At 66.8% G+C, this 18,355-nt stretch carries 16 protein-coding genes; 7 read left to right on the top strand and 9 right to left on the bottom strand.

Annotated features, from left to right (window positions below; genetic code table 11):
* Positions 1–12: 12 nt before the first annotated feature.
* From MWU77_RS19790 to MWU77_RS19760, 7 genes are all read right to left on the bottom strand, one after another.
* Positions 13–621 (bottom strand): allophanate hydrolase subunit 1, encoded by a 609-nt coding sequence (locus tag MWU77_RS19790; RefSeq protein ID WP_169688076.1) that lies wholly within the window; start codon positions 619–621, stop codon positions 13–15.
* A 10-nt stretch (positions 622–631) separates the two neighbouring features.
* Positions 632–1,390, bottom strand: coding sequence for a 5-oxoprolinase subunit PxpA (locus MWU77_RS19785; protein WP_169688077.1), 759 nt, complete (start codon positions 1,388–1,390; stop codon positions 632–634).
* A gap of 22 nt (positions 1,391–1,412) precedes the next feature.
* The gene (locus MWU77_RS19780; protein WP_247274576.1) at positions 1,413–3,008 is read right to left on the bottom strand and encodes a GMC oxidoreductase; all 1,596 of its coding nucleotides are present in this window, start codon (positions 3,006–3,008) and stop codon (positions 1,413–1,415) included.
* Positions 3,009–3,090: 82 nt separating this feature from the next.
* Positions 3,091–3,639: a TetR/AcrR family transcriptional regulator gene (locus MWU77_RS19775; protein ID WP_169688079.1), complete on the bottom strand. Its 549-nt coding sequence runs from the start codon at positions 3,637–3,639 to the stop codon at positions 3,091–3,093.
* A 28-nt stretch (positions 3,640–3,667) separates the two neighbouring features.
* Entirely contained in the window at positions 3,668–4,555 is an 888-nt protein-coding gene (locus MWU77_RS19770) for a metal ABC transporter permease (protein ID WP_247274575.1), read from the bottom strand.
* A complete protein-coding gene (locus MWU77_RS19765; protein WP_169688081.1) occupies positions 4,552–5,418 on the bottom strand; it encodes a metal ABC transporter ATP-binding protein in 867 nt (288 codons plus the stop codon). Before MWU77_RS19765 ends, MWU77_RS19770 begins: the two co-directional genes overlap by 4 nt.
* A 40-nt stretch (positions 5,419–5,458) precedes the next feature.
* Positions 5,459–6,475, bottom strand: a complete 1,017-nt coding sequence (locus MWU77_RS19760) for a metal ABC transporter solute-binding protein, Zn/Mn family (RefSeq protein ID WP_374229926.1) — start codon at positions 6,473–6,475, stop codon at positions 5,459–5,461.
* Positions 6,476–6,626: 151 nt separating this feature from the next.
* Here MWU77_RS19760 and MWU77_RS19755 point away from each other — a divergent pair, with 151 nt between their 5' ends.
* Positions 6,627–7,736 (top strand): LacI family DNA-binding transcriptional regulator, encoded by a 1,110-nt coding sequence (locus MWU77_RS19755; protein WP_169688082.1) that lies wholly within the window; start codon positions 6,627–6,629, stop codon positions 7,734–7,736.
* A gap of 6 nt (positions 7,737–7,742) precedes the next feature.
* Here the strand turns inward: MWU77_RS19755 and otsB are convergent, their stop codons facing one another.
* Both otsB and kstR read right to left on the bottom strand, forming a co-directional pair.
* Entirely contained in the window at positions 7,743–10,301 is a 2,559-nt protein-coding gene (otsB, locus tag MWU77_RS19750) for a trehalose-phosphatase (RefSeq protein ID WP_247274574.1), read from the bottom strand.
* 107 nt (positions 10,302–10,408) lie between these two features.
* A complete protein-coding gene (gene kstR, locus MWU77_RS19745) occupies positions 10,409–11,086 on the bottom strand; it encodes a cholesterol catabolism transcriptional regulator KstR (RefSeq protein ID WP_169688084.1) in 678 nt (225 codons plus the stop codon).
* A gap of 91 nt (positions 11,087–11,177) precedes the next feature.
* Here kstR and MWU77_RS19740 point away from each other — a divergent pair, with 91 nt between their 5' ends.
* The 6 genes from MWU77_RS19740 to MWU77_RS19715 all read left to right on the top strand — a co-directional run bounded on the left by MWU77_RS19740 (position 11,178) and on the right by MWU77_RS19715 (position 18,268).
* Positions 11,178–13,319 carry an acyl-CoA dehydrogenase gene (locus MWU77_RS19740; RefSeq protein ID WP_169688085.1) on the top strand — a complete coding sequence of 714 codons (2,142 nt, stop codon included), beginning with the start codon at positions 11,178–11,180 and terminating at the stop codon, positions 13,317–13,319.
* Positions 13,320–13,454: 135 nt separating this feature from the next.
* Entirely contained in the window at positions 13,455–14,501 is a 1,047-nt protein-coding gene (locus MWU77_RS19735) for an acyl-CoA dehydrogenase family protein (RefSeq protein WP_247274573.1), read from the top strand.
* Entirely contained in the window at positions 14,486–15,637 is a 1,152-nt protein-coding gene (locus MWU77_RS19730; protein ID WP_247274572.1) for an acyl-CoA dehydrogenase family protein, read from the top strand. Before MWU77_RS19735 ends, MWU77_RS19730 begins: the two co-directional genes overlap by 16 nt.
* Positions 15,634–16,677, top strand: a complete 1,044-nt coding sequence (locus MWU77_RS19725) for a bifunctional MaoC family dehydratase N-terminal/OB-fold nucleic acid binding domain-containing protein (RefSeq protein WP_169688088.1) — start codon at positions 15,634–15,636, stop codon at positions 16,675–16,677. Before MWU77_RS19730 ends, MWU77_RS19725 begins: the two co-directional genes overlap by 4 nt.
* Positions 16,678–16,688: 11 nt before the next feature.
* Entirely contained in the window at positions 16,689–17,099 is a 411-nt protein-coding gene (locus tag MWU77_RS19720) for a MaoC family dehydratase (RefSeq protein WP_169688439.1), read from the top strand.
* Positions 17,096–18,268, top strand: a complete 1,173-nt coding sequence (locus tag MWU77_RS19715; protein ID WP_169688089.1) for a lipid-transfer protein — start codon at positions 17,096–17,098, stop codon at positions 18,266–18,268. The genes MWU77_RS19720 and MWU77_RS19715 overlap by 4 nt, the downstream gene beginning before the upstream one ends.
* Positions 18,269–18,355: the final 87 nt, after the last annotated feature.

Below are 18,355 nucleotides of genomic sequence, written 5' to 3'. Positions count from 1 at the left end.
ACCGCTTGGTGTTCAGTAGGACTCGAATCGTACTGCGGCACCGGGGTGCAACAATGCAGGGGGAGTCCGATCCGGTTGCCACAGAACTTGTTCGGTGGTGCCGATCAGCTGCCAGCCTCCCGGAGAGCTTCTCGGATAGATCCCGGAGAACTCGCCTGCCAACCCGACGGCACCCGCGGGCACCGAGGTCCGCGGGGAGTCTCGACGTGGTACCTGCAAGCGGCTGTCGCCGCCCGTGAGATAGGCGAAGCCGGGAGCGAAGCCGCCGAACGCCACCGTCCAGGCGCGTCCGGTGTGCGCGGCGATCACACCGCTGACGCCCAGTCCGGTTCGTTCACCGACCTCCTCGAGGTCGGGACCGTCGTACCGCACTCGGATCACCACTTCGGCCCCCGGGATGGTGTCTGCGCGCATCGGCTGCGTCTCGACGAGCCAGCGGCGCACCGTGTCGGCGTGGGTCGTTCGCGTGTCGAAGCGGACCAGCAGTGTGCGGGCAGCGGGCACCAGGTCGACGACACCGTGTATCCGATTCGCGTCGAGTGCGCGGAAATGCGCGAGTACGTCGTCGAGTGAATCGAACTCCGCGAGTACTGCGGAGTCGCCGTTGCGCAGGATCCTCACGTGCCGCCGCCTAGACGAATGCGCGGACGTCGATGTTCTCGGCATCCAGCAGGGCCCGGACGGCCACGGCCATGGCGGTGGCGTCAGGGGAGTCGCCGTGGATGCACACGGACTGTGGGTCTACGCGCACATCGGTGCCGTCGATCGCTGTGACCACGCCTTCGGTGACCATACGCAACACGCGCTGGGCCACCAGATCCGGATCGTGCAGCACGGCACCCGGTTCGCGCCGCGACACGAGGGCCCCGTCGGGGGTGTACGCGCGGTCGGCGAACGCCTCGGTCACCACGATCAAGCCCGCGCGTTCGGCCTCCTCGAGGAACGCCGATCCGGGAAGCCCGAGAACAGGTAGTGAGGCGTTGTACGAGCGGATCGCCGCCACGACCGCGCGGGCCTGCTCGCGGTGGTGAACGATCGCGTTGTACAAAGCGCCGTGCGGTTTGACGTATCCGACCGTTGAGCCCGCAGCCCGGGCGAGGCCGTCGAGGGCGCCGATCTGGTAGATCACCTCGGCAGTGAGCTCTGCCGGCTCGACATCGATGAACCGTCGACCGAACCCCGCCAGATCGTGGTACCCCACCTGGGCTCCGATGCGTACGGTGTGATCCACTGCACCCCTGCAGGTTTCGAGCAGATTCGATGGATCACCCGCGTGGAACCCGCACGCGATGTTGGCGCTCGTGACAAGCGAGAGCATGGCCTTGTCGTCGCCGAGTCGCCACTGCCCGTAGCTCTCGCCGAGGTCGCTGTTCAGGTCGATGCGGGTCACGTGTCCGATTCTAGGGCGGGTGTCAGATCGTCACCCCGACGTCCTTCGCGACGATGTTGTCGAGCGCGCGCTCGGCGACGGCGGCGATGGTCATCGACGGGTTGCACGCACCGGACTGGCCCGGAAGCAGCGCACCGTCGAGCACGTACAGACCGCGCTGGCCGTGTACTCGTCCGTCGAGGTCGCAGACGCCGCCCATGCTCGCCCCGCCGAGCGGGTGCCACGTGGACGGAACGATGGCGTTGGTATCGGTGGCGATACCTGTGTTGCCGACGATCCTGCGCACTGTGGGATCGATGTGACCATTCTGGATCGCGGCGTCGCCGTCCTTCGGCCAGTGCAGGATCGCGTCGTCCTTCGCGGAGTCGTAGACGAACGACCCGCGGCTGTCGCTGATGCCGTAGCCCACGAGCACGGTGCTGCGGGTGTTGACGCCGATCGCCGGGATCGATGCCTGGATCACTGTGAACGCGGCGTTCGGGTCGTCCCAGTTCTTGCTGCCGTGGACGACGGGGCCGCCCTGCAGCGCACCGAAGTCCTCACGCATGTCGGACCAGAGGTAGATGCGGTCGGCGTTGCTGCCCCAGTTGCGTCCGAGATCGTCGGGAAGATCCGGGATCTGTCCCTTCTGCGACGCCCGGACCAGCAAGCGGGTCGTGTTGAGGCTGCCGGCGGCCAGGATGAGTGTGTCGGTGGTGAGGATCTTGTTCTCGAGGAGATTCCCGGAGGTGTCGATCCGGTCGACGTATACGGTCCACCGACCGTCGGAGGCCCGTTCGATGTCCCTGACCTCGTGCTGGGTCTGCACGGTCACCAGACCGGTGGCCTCGGCAGCAGCGATGTAGGTGACGTCGACGGAATGCTTGCCGCCGTTGTTGACACCGAGAGCGCCGGAGCCGTCCGTGTACGACGGAGCCATCTCACCGCGCAGCTCGGCGAGGGCGTAGTCCCAGTCGATCGGCATGGGAATCTTCTCGAGAGGGAGCCCGGCCTGTTTCACGCGCTCGGCGAAGATCCGCGCGGCGGCGTAGTTGGGGTGGGAGACGAGTTCGTCGGGGGCGGTCGCGAGTCCCAGCATCCGCGACACACGCGGGTAGTGGACGCGATCCATGGTGGCCCAGTCGAGTTCGTTCGGGAAGTGGGTGTTGAACACTTCCTCGCTGGGCTGCAACGACATTCCCTGGTAGACCAGCGAACCTCCGCCGACGCCGGCGGCGCACAGGGCGGTCATGTTCTGTCCGACAACCGCCTCGACCAGGCCGGTGTGCGGCTCCACCATGACGGGCCTGCCGAAGAGTTCGGGTGCGGAGCGGAACCACAGCATGCGCCCGTCGGGTGCGTCGACTCGCGGGAAGGTCGTCGAGTCGGGTCCGGTGGGCCAGCGTTTTCCCCGCTCGAGGATGGTGACGGGCACTCCGGCTTCCGCCAGACGCAGTGCGCTCACGCCGCCGCCGAACCCGGAGCCGATGACGACCACACGATGTTCTTCGCGTGTCAGCGGCACCTTGTTCGTTCGGGTAGCGATGCCGGTGGACGCGTGTGCGGCGGATGTTCCTGCCAGTACAGCGCCGACGGTGGCGGCCCCTGCGAGAAATGTGCGCCTGCTGATGCTCGACAAGATTTCGCTCCCCAAGAGTCTGCCTCGACCCTGGCGGATACCTCCGGGCCGCGTGCAAAACTAGACATATGGGTGCCGAGTGTCAAGGTTTCGGCATCGCCGGTTCCAGCCATCTGGTGAGAAAGCGCCTCAGTTCGTCATCCGAATGCATCTCGGGATCGTCGAACAGAACCACCGACAATCCGAGGAAGAGTGCGATGTCGGCGATGTCGTCGAGTTGCGGAACGATCTCGGGGTATTTGTGGGCCAATGGCTCGAGCAGTCGAAGGACGACCGGTTTTGCCCGGCTCACCATGCCCGTGTCGAAGAAAGGATGCTCGCGGCCCGAACGATGCAATGCGGCCAGTACCGGATTGTCACGCACCGCCCCCCGGCCGGCGACGAGCAGTTCGACGAGGTACTCGCACGGGGTGTCCGCTCCGGCCAACAGTGTGAGGATATCGTCGAGCTTTCCCAGCGCAGCGCTCGCGACCGCCTGCGACACCAGATCTTCCCGACTCCCGAATATCGAGTACACGGTCTGTCGGGAGACACCGGCCGCCTTCGCTACGCCCGCGATGGTGACGGCATCGAACCCGTCGCTCGTGATGAGCGCGAGTGTCGCGTCGAGAACTTTCGTACGGGAGCGCATCCGCTGATTGTCCCGCAGCGAATGGACGTCAGGCCGCCGGTGTGAGAACCCGCCCCGCGCCCCGGCGGCGCTGCACCGACCCGATCGCCCGGCATACGAGGTAGATGACGAAGGCGATCGCGGTGATGAAACTCGACACCGGGACGCCGGGTGCGAGCGCGAGCAGGATGCCCCCGACAGCCGCGACTTCGGCGAAGATCACCGACAGGATCGTCGCGGCGAGCGGACCACGGGTCACCCGCGCCGCCGCGGCAGCGGGCGTGATGAGCAGGGCCATCACGAGTAGCGCACCGACGATCTGCACACCGAGCGCGGCGGTGATGCCGACGAGTACCGCGAAGACCATCGACAGTGCCCGCACCGGCACGCCGCGTGCGGCCGCGACCTCGGGGTCGGTGCTCGAGAACAGCAGCGGGCGGTAGATCAGGACCAGGGCGCCGATCACCACGACCGCGCACCCTGCGAGCAACGCGACACCGGTTCCGCCGGGCGCAACGATCTGGCCGGTCAGCAGTGAGAACGCAGCGCCGGTGCGCCCGTCGTATGCCCACAGCAGCAACACGGCGAGGCCGAGCCCGAAGGCCATGACGACGCCGATCACCGAGTCTCGTTCGCGGGCGCGCGTTCCGAGCAATCCGAACAGGATCGCGGTGACCACGGCACCGACGACCGCGCCGATCCCGACGGAGACCCCCACCAGCAGTGCTGCGGCGGCGCCGGTGAGCGACAGCTCGGAGGTGCCGTGCACCGAGAACGCCATCTGTCGGCTGATGATCAGGGGGCCGATGACACCGGCGAGGAGACCGAGGATGGCCCCTGAGATCAGGGCCTGCTGCACGAAGTCGTACTGCAGGAGTTCTGCGGTGGCCTGGAAATCGAACAGCCGTCCCATGGCGTCCGAGAACTTGCTGCTCATGCGTGGTCCTCCGGGTGGTGATGGTGGACGCCTTCGCCGGGGCGGAGCCCGCCCGCGCTGCCGAGCGCATCGATGGCGTCGCCCGTGCCGACGACGACGAGCCGCCCGCGCATCTCGAGCACCTCGACCTCTGTGCGGTACAGCTCGGAGAGCACCTCGGAGGTCATGACCTCCGAGGGTGTGCCGATGCGGAACTGGCCGTCGACGAGATAGAGCACCCGGTCGACGAGGGGAAGGATCGGGTTGATCTCGTGGGTGACGAACAGCACGGCGGTGTCGTGGTCCTTGCGCCGCTTGTCGATGAGCGCCGACACGAGATGCTGATTGGCGAGGTCGAGGCTGAGCAGCGGTTCGTCGCACAGCAGCACTTGCGGATCACCCACGAGTGCTTGCGCCACCCGGAGCCGTTGCTGTTCACCTCCGGACAGGTCGCCGACCAACGCATTCGCGTACGACTGCGCCCCGACCTGGGCGATCGCGGCGTCCACGGCGGCCTTGCGGCGCTTGAAATGTCGAATACCGGTGCCCCACAGGTGTCCGTCCACACCGAGTCCGACAAGGTCGCGGCCACGCAACGGAACACCTACGTCGAGCGTCTTCTGTTGCGGTACGTATCCGACATGAGGGCTGCCGGTATGGACCGGTGTGCCCGCGATGGTGGCCGTTCCCGCGCTGAGCGGAAGCTGACCGAGCAGGACTTTGAGGAGAGAGGTCTTTCCGGCGCCGTTCGGCCCGAGGACTGCGACGAACTCTCCGGGGTGCACCGCGAGGTCGAGGTGGTCCCAGAGGACGCGTTCGCCGAACGCCAATCTGGCGCCGCTCAGTTCGACCGCGTGGGGATGGTCGGGGAGGGAAGATGTCACCGGGGTCCGTGTTCTCGAGCTGTGGTCAGGGGATGGGGGACTACGACGCAGAATCGAGTCCGGTGGCGAGCGACTCGGCGGTCCGGGTCTGCCACTGAATGTAATCGACGCCCTCGGGTAGGGTCTCGAAAACTTCGACGACGGGAATGCCCGAAGATTCGGCGGCCGAGCGCATCTCCCTGCTCACCTTGTCCTCGGTCTGCGGGTTGTAGAGGAGGACCCCGACCTTCTTGTCGAGCAGCAGTTGCCGAGTCTCGGCGATGCTCGCGGGCGACGGGTCGGTGCCGTTCTCGATCGCGTTGGTGAAATCGGTGGGAGTCACGTCGTGGAGACCGGCCGCCAGCACGAGATAGTGACCGATGGTCTCGGTCTGTGCGATGGGTGCGTCGGCGTGGGTCTCCGCGATCCTAGTCGTGACGTCCGAGATGTCGTGCAGACTTTCGTGGAATGCCGCGGCGTTGTCGCGGTACACCTGCGCGCCGTCGGGGTCGAGGCCTGCGAGTTGCTCGGCGACAGCGTGCGCGACCGCATCCGCGGTCGCGAGGTCGTACCAGACGTGTTCGTTGATGCCGCTGTGATCGTGGCCGTCATGACCGTGGGCGGCCTCGTCCGGCGTCGGAGCATCGGAGGTGGGGGTGGCGTTGTCGGTGCCGTGGTCGTGGCCGGCGTGCAGGTCGCTGTATTCACCCGACTCGAACAGTGCGAATGCCTCGACGGTGGGGATGTCGCCACCGACGGAGCCGAGGATGTCGTCGACGAAGTGGTCGTATCCGCCGCCGTTGTAGACCACCAGCGACGCGTCGCTGATGGCAGCGGCGTCGAGTGGACTGGCCTCGTAGGAGTGTGGGTCTGCGTTCGGTTCGGAGATCAGCGACTCGACCTCGATCCGGTCGCCCGCGACGGCCTGGGCGATCGAGCCCCACACGTTCGTCGACGCGACCACGCTCAGTTCGTCGTCCGAGCCCGAGTCGCCGGTCGTGCCGGAGCCACACGCTGCGAGGACGGTGGCGCACGACAGGGTAGCCGCGACGAGTGCGGCGCGGGAGGACATACGCACTGGTGTTCTCTCCTGAATCGGTGCGCGGGGAAGGCGATGAGGCCACCCTAACGCTATTGGAAACCGTTACCGTTCCACTTTAGCGGACGATTCCGCGCATTCCGCCCAACCCGCCTGGTCGTGAGCATCGACACAGGACTACGGTCCGATCATGTCCAGGTCCCGTCAGCCGCGCCGACAGGCAACCCTGGCGTCGATCGCCGCCGAGCTGAAAATCTCTCGTACCACGGTCTCGAACGCATACAACCGGCCCGACCAACTGTCTACTGAACTGCGCGAACGAGTCTTCGAGGTCGCCAAGCGCCGGGGCTACGCCGGCCCCGACCCGATGGCCCGATCCCTGCGTACCCGCAAGGCCGGCGCGGTCGGAGTACTTCTCACCGAGGCGCTGAGCTATTCGTTCCGCGACCCGGCCGCGATGAGTTTCCTCTCCGGCCTCTCCGAAGCATGTGAGGCTGCCGGGCAGGGTCTGCTACTCATTCCCGCGGGGCCGGGCCTCACCGACGCCGAGGCCGCGCAGGTCGTGCATCGCTCGTCCGTAGACGGGTTCGTCGTCTATTCCGTGCCGCCCGAGGATCCGTATCTGGCCGCTGTGCTCGAACGGCACCTGCCGATCGTTGCATGCGATCAGCCTCGCGGTATCGGGGCGGCGCCCGTCGTGGGCATCGACGACCGCTCGCCCATGCGTGACCTCGCCGCCCACCTGATCGAGCTCGGTCACTGCGAGTTCGGGATCGTCTGCATGCGGCTCGGTCGCGAACGACACGACGGTGTCGTGGACCTCGCTGCGTTGGAAGACACGGGCTTCCACGTCCAACATGAGCGGATACTCGGCGTGCGCGACGCCATGCGCGACGCCGGGCTCGACGATTCCGCGCTCACCGTGGTCGAGCGTTTCACCCACACCTCCGCTGACGGGCAGTCTGCTGCGGCGCAGATCATGAGCGTCAATCCGCGGATCACTGCGCTGATGTGCACCACCGATGTGCTGGCGCTCGGTGCGCTCGCATGGGCCGACCAGGCGGGGCTCGACGTCCCCGGCCACCTGTCGATCACCGGGTTCGACGGCGTCGACGAGGCACTGCGCGAAGGGCTGACCACGGTGAGCCAGCCTCAGAAGGACAAGGGACGTCGCGCGGGTGAGCTCCTGCTGGCCTCGCCCGCGCACTCGGGTATCCCCGAGATCGAGACACTCGACACTCGGCTCGTCTTCGGCAAGACCTCTGGGCCGGTCGAGAGCACCGGCTGGTACGCAGAGTAGGCCGGCTCAGGCGGGGTTGGCGGCGAGCAGTTGCGCGCAGCGCAGGAGGCCGATGTGGCTGTAGGCCTGCGGGTGATTGCCCAGCGACCGCTCAGCGACCGGGTCGTACTCCTCACTGAGCAGTCCGGTCGGACCGGCCGCGGCGACGAGTTGTGCGAACAGTGCCTCTGCGTCGTTGCGCTGCCCGATCAGCAGGTACGCCTCGACGAGCCACGCCGCGCACAGATGGAAGCCACCTTCGACGCCCGGTAGCCCGTCCTCGTGGCGGTACCGGTACACCGTCGAACCGCTTCGCAGTTCCGCTTCGGTGGCGCGGACCGTCTCGCGGAACCGCTCGTCGGTGGGGTCGATCAGTCCGGTCAGCCCGATGAACAGAGTTGCCGCGTCGAGGTCGGTGCCGTCGTATGCGGCGGTGTAGGAGCGGACGTCTTCGTTCCAGCCCTTCTCGAGGACCTCCTCCGCGATTTCGTCGCGGAGGGATTCCCACCCTTCACCGGCGGGGCGGGAGAACGTATCGGCGAGAGTGAGGGCCCGGTCGACGGTGAGCCAGCCCATCACCTTCGAATAGACGTGGTGTCGAGGGTTGTCGCGGATCTCCCAGATGCCGTGATCAGGTTCGAACCAGCGGCGCTCGACCGCTGTGACCATCGAGCAGACCAGCTCCCAGTCGCGGTCGGTGAGCGCAGTGACCCGGTCGGCGCCGAGTGCATCCCGCCGGTGAGCGATTGCGGCGATCAGGTTCACGATGGGGCCGAACACATCGAGCTGAACCTGCTGGTTGGCCGCGTTACCGACGCGCACCGGTCGTGAACCGGCGTATCCGGGAAGGGAATCGAGAACGGCCTCCGGGGGCAGCGGGCCACCGGCAAGCGTGTAGAGCGGATGCAGGCGCTCGGGGCCGGGCAGGGTCTCGAGAACGTCGTGTACCCAGTCGAGGTAGTTCTCCGCCTCGGCGAGGGAGCCCACGTCGACGAGCGCGTGCGACGTCAGCGCCGCATCTCGCAGCCAGCAGTACCGGTAGTCCCAGTTGCGTACCCCACCGATCTCTTCGGGCAGTGAGGTGGTCACCGCAGCGAGAATCGACCCGGTCGGCTCGTGAACGAGGCCGCGCAACGTCAGCGCCGACCGCTTGGCGAGATCCGGCTTGAGAGTGGGGAGGTCGAGTTCGGCGGCCCATTGCCACCAGTACGCTTCCGCGTGTGCCCGCCGTTCCACCTCCGATGTCGGATGCTTCTCGAGATCATCTGTACCGCAACGTAATTCCAAGACAATATCGCCGTCGGAAGGATCGACGACAGCGTGGGCGGTCTGGTGGACGCCCTCGCTGGTGATGTCCCAGCGGACTCCCGGCGACCGCAGAACGAACGGTTCGTTGAAGCCGTGCACCCGTAGGCCGTCGTCGACGGCTTCGAGGACCACCTGGCCCTGGCCGAATTCGGGACGCGGTGCAAACGTCACGACCGCCGTTGCCCGGCCGGAGATCACACGCGTCAGGTCGGTGCGCCCGGCCTCGACGTCGTGCGGCAGATAGTCGATCACCGCGAGACTCGCCCAGCGGGTCACGACCGTCATCGTCGAGTCGATGTACCGCTGACTCAGCGGAAGTGCTTCGCGCGTAGGTCCGATGGTGAAATGGCCGGCGGCGTCGCCGCCGAGGAGATGCGCGAAGATCGCGGCCGAATCGGGCTCGGGATGACACAGCCAGGTGATGGTGCCATCGGGGGTGACCAGCGCCTTCGACCGTGGGCTTGCGAGCATGGTGAGTCGCTCGATCGGGCTGGCATGCGCACCCGAGAGCCACGTGCGGCGTTCTTCGAGCAGAAATGCCAGCGCCGCGATCACGTCCTCGGAGCGGTCCACCCGGTACTCGGCGACCGTCGCGCCTTCGCCCACCTTGATGCCGACGTCGGGTCCGCGCAAGGAGGCGAATGCCTTCTCGTCGGTGACGTCGTCGCCGAAGAACACGGCGGCGCTGGAGGCTTCCTGGTGTCGGATGATGTCGAGTGCGCTGCCCTTGTCGGTCGGGACGACGGATAGCTCGATGACGGCTTTACCTTCGGTGACCTGGATGCCGGGTAGCAACGCGAGGTCGCCGCGTACCGCGGTCAGGGCGTGTTCGGCGTCCCCGGGCTCGGCGTTGCGTACGTGGAGGGCGGCGCTGGCGGGTTTCGCCTCCACCCTGGTACCGGGGAATCGGCTCGAGATGGCCTCGAGCCCCGTGACGATGTAACGGAGCCGGCTCCTGGATTCGTCGTCGATCGCGTGCACGAATCCGACATCGAATTCGGAGCCGTGACTTCCGACGAGCTTGACCTCCACCGGCAGACGCGAAAGCGCTGCCAGGTCCTTGAGCGCGCGTCCCGAGATGACCGCCGCGGACGTCGCAGGCAGGACCGCGAGGCCCCGCATGGCGCGGACGGCTTCGGCATGCGGATGGGCGTTGTCGGGATCGGACACGATGGGAGACAAGGTGCCGTCGTAGTCGCTCGCAACCAGCAACCGGGGTGCGCGTGCGACGGCGGCCAGCGCCCGGCGCAGCTCGATGGGGAGGTCTAGTGCGCTCACCTGTCCCAAGGTAGGCGAAAAAGCCGGTGCACCGACCCGTGTGGAGGCAATCGCGGGGGGTGTTTCGCGTTACACCCACGAAGTGCTGGACGAAAGGGTCGTTCTGCTCAGGAATCGCCGTGCGACTCGGCGCTACCCGGCGTGGAGTAGACCTCGCGCGGGGAATCGCCGAGTAGCAGGTCGACGGTCAGTTCCAGGCGACGTGCGACGTCGGTTGCCGAGGACCGGCGGGTCAGCCACGCCACGAGGTTGGACAGCCACACATCGCTGATGACGCGCGCAATCGCGAGTTCTTCCTCGGTGGGTTCGCCTTCGTTCATCGCCCTGGCGAAGAGTCGGTCCATGAGCTTGCCCACCTGGTCGACCTCGGCGGCTGCCGACGCGTCGGCGAACATGAACGCCCGTGTCATTGCCTCGGTGAGCAGCGGGTCGCGTTGCATGGCCTTGGTGATCAGGCTCAGGATCAGGTGCATGCGTTCGAGCGGACTGTGTCCGGGCGGGATCTTCCCCTTGCCCTCGATGCGGGCGAATTCACGTCCGAGTGCCGAGACCAGCAGGTGCACCTTCGACGGGAAGTACCGGTACAGCGTGCCCACCGCGACATCTGCGCGTTCCGCCACGGCGCGCATCTGCACGGCCTCGTATCCGCCCTTCGACGCGAGCGTCAGGGTGGCATCGAGTATCCGCTTGCGCCGTTCCTTCTGGGCGTTGGAACTGAGATCGTCCTCGGTGAGGGCGGCCAGGGTTCCGTTGCCGTTGGAACGCGAGCGGGACGGGGTGACCATAGATCGTTTCCTCACACCTTGACTCTGGACCGATGTCATATTAGAACACGTTCTAGCTAATGATGTCATTTCGAAAGGTCGGAGTCCCGCTGTGAGTATTGCCATGACAGAGGAGCAGCGGGCCGTTCAGGCTTCTGTTCGGGCCTGGTCACGAGGCGTGGAGCCGGTGTCGAGGATACGTCGCGACCCCGGTGATGCCTGGCGCGAGGGCTGGGCATCGCTCGCCGAACTCGGTCTGTTCGCTGTTGCTGTTCCGGAAGAGGCCGGGGGGCTCGGTGCCACTGTGGTCGACCTGGCCGTGATGCTCGAACAGGCCGCGCACGAACTTGCGCCCGGGCCCGTCGTCACCACCGCTGTCGCAGCGCTCGTGTTCGGTCGTGGTGGGGACGCGGTTGCGAAGACGGCCGCACTGCTCGCCGAAGGCGCGCTGCCCACGGCCGTCGCGCTCGACCCGGTTGCCGCAGAACTCACTGCCGACGGGGCTGTGCTCACCGGTGGAGCCGGTGCCGTGATCGCGGCGGAGTCCGGTGTCGCAGTCCTCGTCCGCCTCGATACCGGTGGCGATGGTACTGAGCGCTGGGCGCTGGTGGACTCCGATGCGCCTGGCATGCACCTGGATGTGCTCGAGACGATCGACAAGTCGCGACCCCTCGCGCGGGTACGACTCGGCGGGACGGTTGTTCCCGCCGAGCGAATCGTGCAAACCCCAGCAGGATTCGTCCGCGATCTCACCGTTGCGCTCTCGGTGGCCGAACTCGCCGGTGTCGCAGGCTGGGCACTGACCACCGCCGTCGAGTACGCCAAGATCCGCGAGCAGTTCGGCAAGCCCATCGGCTCGTTCCAGGCCGTCAAGCACCTGTGCGCGGAAATGCTGTGCCGCACAGAGAAGATCCGAACTCTCGCCTGGGACTCGGCTGTCGCCGCGGATGCAGATGCGGCAGAGCTGCCCGTTGCGGCTGCCGTCGCTGCCGCGGTGTCGCTGGACGCGGCCGTGGAGACCGCCAAGGATGCGATCCAGGTGCTCGGCGGAATCGGTTTCACGTGGGAGCACGACGCGCACCTCTACCTGCGGCGTGCGGTCGCCACGCGGCAGCTGCTCGGGGGTTCGACCACGTGGCGGGCACGCCTGACCGACCTGACCCGCGGAGGTGCGCGCCGTCATCTCGGCATCGACCTGTCGGAGCATGCCGCGGATCGTGAACGTATCCGCGATGAGGTTGCGGCGATCGCTTCGCGTCCTGAATCCGAGCACCGGGTAGCGCTTGCTGAATCAGGTTGTCTCGCACCGCATTGGCCCGCGCCGTACGGACGCGGGGCCGGGCCGGCCGAACAGCTGCTGATTCAGGAGGAGCTCGCTGCCGCAGGTGTCTCGCGTCCCGACCTCGTGATCGGCTGGTGGGCGGTGCCGACCATTCTGGAACACGGGACCGCCGAGCAGATCGAACGTTTCGCGATGCCCACCCTCCGCGGCGACATCGTGTGGTGCCAGCTGTTCTCCGAGCCCGGTGCCGGATCGGACCTCGCGGCCCTGCGTACTACAGCGGAGAAGGTCGACGGCGGTTGGACACTGCAGGGGCAGAAGGTATGGACTTCGCTCGCGCACCAGGCGGACTGGGCCATCTGCCTGGCTCGCACCGACCGGGACGTTCCGAAGCACAAGGGCATCACATACTTCCTTGTCGACATGAAATCTGCCGGCATCACCGTCGCACCGCTTCGGGAGATCACCGGCGACGCGTTGTTCAACGAGGTGTTCCTCGACTCGGTGTTCGTGCCCGACGACTGTGTTGTCGGTGCGCTCGGCGGGGGCTGGAAACTTGCACGGACCACCTTGGCGAACGAGCGGGTCGCGATGGGCGGAAAATCGTCGCTCGGTCCCGCGATCGAAGAACTCCTCGCCCTGGCTGCTCCGGGCGACGCGGTGGCGGACGACCGCATCGGCGCTCAGATCGGTGAGGCACTGGTCGGCTCGCTGCTGGACCTGCGCACCACGCTCGCACAGCTCGAGGGACAGGATCCAGGGCCTGCGTCGAGCGTGCGGAAGCTGATCGGAGTGCGTCAGCGACAGGACACCGCCGAGCTCGCGATGGATCTTGCGGGGGAGGCCGGGTGGGTGGAGGGCCCCCTCACGCGCGAGTTCCTCAATCTGCGCTGCCTGAGCATCGCGGGCGGCACGGAGCAGATTCTGCTCACCCTCGCCGCTGAACGCCTTCTGGGGCTACCCAGGGGCTGACGGACCGGAGTCCCGAAGGTCGGGACGAGCCAGGCGGTGACTCCCGGAGGCGTGCACGATACGGGCAGACGGCGGTTTCGCCGACACCGGAATGGTGCTACAACTAGAACACGTTCTAACTAGAAGGTGGTTACGGTGGATTTCGCACGTGACGAGACGCAGGAGGAAGTGGCCGGAGTTGCCGCCGACCTGCTCGGTCGGGGGCTCGACTCCGACGAATTGTGGTCCGCGCTCGCGGGTGCGGATCTCCTTTCGCTGGCATTACCCGAACGACTCGGGGGTTCCGGACTCGGAGTCGCCGAGGCGCTCACCGTCCTCACCGAGGTCGGCCGCGCTGCGGCACTGGTCCCGGCGCTACCCACCATCGGGTTCGGCGTGCTTCCCGTGCTCGCGCTCGCGAGCGAAGAGCAGCAGGACGCGCTGCTGAGCGAGGTCGCCTCCGGAGGAATCCTCACCGCAGCGCTCGCCGAGCCGGGCCGGCCCTTCCCGCAGGCGCCCGCCGCCGCAGTCGTCGAGGTCGACGGCGGTGTCGCGGTCACCGGCTCGTTCGTCGCGGTGCCCTACGCGGATCGCGCACAGAGCATCCTCGTTCCCACCACCGCCGGAGTCGTCGCGGTGGCGCCGGACGCCGACGGGGTGACCCTGCTCGAGAGTCCCACCTCGGCGCACACCCCCGAATTCTCCGTCCGGCTCGAGTCCGCAGTCGGTACGCGGCTCGGCGACGGCGACGCAGCGTCCGACGTCCAGACCCTGTACAGCCTCGCGACCGCGGGGATCGCCGCGTACTCCGATGGGCTGCTCACCGGTGCCACCGAACTCACCGCGAAGCACGTGAGCGAACGCCACCAATTCGGCAAGCCGCTCGCGGCTTTCCAGGCGGTTGCGCAGCAGATCGCCGACGTATATGTCACCGCCCGTACCCTGCACGTGGCCGCTCTGTCGACCATCTGGCGGATCTCCGAGAATCTCGACGCTGCAGATGATCTCGACGTCACCGCGTACTGGATCGCCGCGGAACTACTCCCGGCGATGCGCGTGCTGCACCACCTGCACGGCGGCATCGGCGTCGACGAAACCTATCCGATGCACAGGTATTCGTCTCTGGCCAAGGATATTGCGCGGCTGCTCGGCGGCGCTTCGTACCGACTCGACCTCGTGGGGGCCCGGTGTTCATCGAACTGACCGAAGACCAGCGCGCACTGCAGACCGAACTGCGCGGCTACTTCTCCAACCTGATCTCGCCCGAGGAGGCCGAGATCATGCGCACCGAGCGGCACGGACCGACCTACCGAGATGTGATCCGGCGCATGGGCAAGGACCGCTGGCTGGGAGTCGGCTGGCCCAAGGAGTTCGGTGGCCACGGCTTCGGTGATGTCGAGCAGCAGATCTTCGCCAATGAAGCCGTCCGGGCCGACGTGCCCCTGCCCAGCGTCACTCTGCAGACCGTAGGCCCGACCCTGCAGGTGTACGGCACCGACGAGCAGAAACAGAAGTTCCTGCCCGCAATCCTCGCCGGCGAGGTCCATTTCGCCATCGGCTACTCCGAGCCCGAAGCAGGCACCGACCTCGCGGCGCTGCGCACCACCGCCGTCCGCGACGGCGACGAGTATGTGATCAACGGCCAGAAGATCTTCACCACCGGCGGTCACGACGCCGACTACATCTGGCTCGCCGCGCGCACCGGCTCCGCGGACTCCCGTCACCGAGGGATCTCGGTGTTCATCGTCGACACCAGCGATCCCGGATTCAGCTGGACCCCGATCATCACCGCCGATGGCGCCCACCACGTCAACGCCACGTACTACAGCGACGTGCGAGTGCCCGCGAGCATGCTCGTCGGCGAAGAGAACAAGGGTTGGCGCCTGATCACGACGCAGCTCAACCACGAGCGCGTCATGCTCGGACCGGCGGGCAAGGTTGCGGGCATCTACGAGCACCTCCTCGAGTGGGTGCGCGAACACAAGCTCACCGACGAACCCGAGGTGCGTCGCGCACTCGGTGAGATCCACGCGACGTACCGGCTCAACGAACTGCTCAATTGGCAGGTGGCCTCGAGCGACGGCGACGCCGTCGACATCGCCGACGCGTCGGCCACCAAGGTCTTCGCCACCGAGCGCATCCAGCGTGTCGGCATGCTCGCCGAAGAGATCGTCGGACGCTACGGGGACCCCGCCGACGCGGATACCGGTGCGCTGCTCAGCTGGCTCGACATGCAGGCCAAGCGGAACGTTGTCATCACCTTCGGCGGCGGCGTCAACGAGGTGATGCGGGAACTGATCGCAACAGCCGGTCTCGGGATGCCCCGGGTGCCGCGATGACGGAGGCGAACACGATGAGCACAGCCGACGAGATCCTCGCCTCAGCCGACGCTGTTCGTGCCGACGGGGCCTCCGCCCCCCGCTGGGGGCGCGACCCGGTGAACCTGCCGATGATCCGCAACTGGGTGGAGGCGCTGGGCGACGACAACCCCATCTACACCGACGAAGCCGCGGCCATTGCGGCCGGTCACGGAGGTCTCGTCGCACCTCCCGCGATGGCGCAGGTGTGGACGATGCGCGGCCTGGGCGCCGAACGGGAGAAGGATGATCCGCTCGGCCGGATGACCGCCATCCTCGACGAGGCCGGTTACACCTCGGTGGTGGCGACCAATTGCGACCAGATCTACCACCGCTACCTTCGCCCGGGTGAAGAGGTGACGATCGAGTCCACGCTCGAGGACGTCGTCGGACCCAAGAAGACCGGACTCGGTGAGGGGTGGTTCTTCACCACCCGCAACATCTGGAAGGTCGGCGACGAAGCGGTCGCCGAGATGATATTCCGAATCCTGAAGTTCGCGCCCCCCGCCCAGAATGACCGAACGTCACCTTCGGCCAGTTCGACCGACTCAACGTCACCTTCGGTCACAGCGCAGCAGGTACCGGACGATCTCGATCCCACGCGGATGCTCCGCCCGTCCGCCTCGCACGATACGAAGTTCTTCTGGGACGGCGTTGCGGCACACGAATTGCGGATCCAGCGCCGCCCGGATGGGTCGTTGCAACATCCGCCGGTGCCCGCATTGTGGCTCGACAAGAACGAGACCACCGACTACCTGGTCTCGAGCGGTCGCGGCACCGTGTTCAGCTTCGTGGTGCACCACGCGCCGAAAGCCCCCGGACGGCAACTCCCGTTCGTGGTGGCCCTGGTCGAACTCGAGGGTGGTATCCGCATGCTCGGCGAGCTGCGCGGTGTCGATCCGGCCGACGTGAAGATCGGAATGCCGGTCCAGGCAACGTATCTCGACTTCCCCGGCGACGACGAGACGGGCGGAAGCCCGTGGACTCTCTACGCCTGGCAGCCCCGTGAGGAGGACGCGTGAGCACACCCGCGATGACGGTGGGGGAGAAGCTCCCACCCTTGTCCATCCACGGCGATCCGACCTTCGTGATCTCGACGGCGTTGGCCACCAGAGATTTCCAGGACGTCCATCACGACCGCGACCTCGCGCAGCAGCGGGGCTCGAAGGACATCTTCGTCAACATCCTCACCGACACCGGCCTCGTCCAGCGGTACCTGACCGACTGGGCCGGGCCGCGTGCCGTCGTCAAATCCATCTCACTGCGCCTCGGCGTCCCGTGGTATGCGTACGACACGCTCACGTTGAACGGCACCGTCGCCGACATCGACGACGACGGTGTCATCACCCTCGACATCGTGGGTAGCAACTCGCTCGGCAACCACATCGTCGCGAAAGCCACGTTCCTCGCAGGTAAGGGCGCGTCCGAAGGGGAAGTCGCATGAGCACGCTGTCACGTAAGGCTGCGATCGCCGGAATCGGCGCGACCGATTTCTCCAAGGACTCCGGGCGCAGCGAACTGCGTCTCGCCGCCGAAGCAGTCGCCGATGCCCTCGACGACGCCGGACTGACGCCGGCCGACGTCGACGGTCTCGTCTCCTTCACGATGGACACCAACACCGAGGTGGCAGTCGCGCGTGCTGTGGGTATCCCGAGCCTGAAGTTCTTCTCCCGCATCCACTACGGCGGCGGGGCCGCGGCCGCGACGGTGCAGCAGGCCGCGATGGCGGTCGCGACCGGTGTCGCTGATGTCGTCGTCGCCTATCGCGCATTCAACGAACGCTCCGGCGCTCGCTTCGGGCAGGTCAACAGTGCCCTTGCGACCCAGGTGAATTCGTCGGGTACCGACAACGCGTTCTCCTACCCGCACGGACTGAGCACCCCGGCTTCGTTCGTTGCGATGACCGCGCAGCGCTATATGCATGTCACGGGCGCCACCAGCGCCGACTTCGGTGCTGTCGCGGTGGCCGACCGCAAGCACGCGGCGAAGAACCCGAAGGCGTTCTTCCACGGTAAGCCGATCACCCTCGAGGATCATCAGAACTCACGCTGGATTGCGGAGCCGCTGCATCTCCTCGACTGCTGCCAGGAATCGGATGGTGGTGTGGCGCTGGTGATCACGACACCTGAGCGCGCCAAGGACCTGAAGCAGACGCCGGCGATCATCACGGCGGCGGCGCAGGGCAGCGGCCCGGATCAGTACATCATGACGAGCTACTACCGCGACGGACTGACGGGGCTGCCCGAGATGGGCATCGTCGGCGACCAGTTGTGGGGCCAGTCGGGCCTGACCCCGCAGGACGTGCAAACTGCGGTGCTCTACGACCACTTCACCCCGTACGTGCTGATGCAACTCGAAGAACTGGGCTTCTGTAAGCCCGGCGAAGCGAAGGACTTCATCGCCGACGGAGGAATCGAGCTCGGCGGGCACCTGCCGCTCAACACGCACGGCGGCCAGCTCGGCGAGGCATACATCCACGGGATGAACGGCATCGCCGAGGGCGTCCGCCAGATCCGCGGGACGTCCGTGAATCAGGTGGAGGCCGTCGAGAATGTGCTCGTCACCGCGGGTACCGGTGTCCCGACGTCGGGCCTGATGCTGGCACGGTCCTGACCGGACTCCCGGTCTTCGGGAGATTCCCGGGCATGTCGCCGGTCCGTGGTGTAGACCGAGTCCGGCAGGTACGGGATTCGAGAAGGG

The organism is Rhodococcus sp. F64268 (assembly GCF_023015605.1).
GTDB lineage: Bacteria > Actinomycetota > Actinomycetes > Mycobacteriales > Mycobacteriaceae > Rhodococcus.
Note: the sequence above shows the minus strand (reverse complement) of the source record. Positions and strands in the feature narration are given on the sequence as shown.

Bases quoted from the DNA above. Each gene is read 5' to 3' on its own strand.
- MWU77_RS19720 (WP_169688439.1), top strand. From the start codon at position 16,689: ATGACGGTGGGGGAGAAGCTCCCACCCTTGTCCATCCACGGCGATCCG.
- kstR (WP_169688084.1), bottom strand. From the start codon at position 11,086: ATGGTCACCCCGTCCCGCTCGCGTTCCAACGGCAACGGAACCCTGGCC.
- MWU77_RS19775 (WP_169688079.1), bottom strand. From the start codon at position 3,639: ATGCGCTCCCGTACGAAAGTTCTCGACGCGACACTCGCGCTCATCACG.
- MWU77_RS19725 (WP_169688088.1), top strand. From the start codon at position 15,634: ATGACGGAGGCGAACACGATGAGCACAGCCGACGAGATCCTCGCCTCA.
- MWU77_RS19715 (WP_169688089.1), top strand. From the start codon at position 17,096: ATGAGCACGCTGTCACGTAAGGCTGCGATCGCCGGAATCGGCGCGACC.
- MWU77_RS19755 (WP_169688082.1), top strand. From the start codon at position 6,627: ATGTCCAGGTCCCGTCAGCCGCGCCGACAGGCAACCCTGGCGTCGATC.
- MWU77_RS19770 (WP_247274575.1), bottom strand. From the start codon at position 4,555: ATGAGCAGCAAGTTCTCGGACGCCATGGGACGGCTGTTCGATTTCCAG.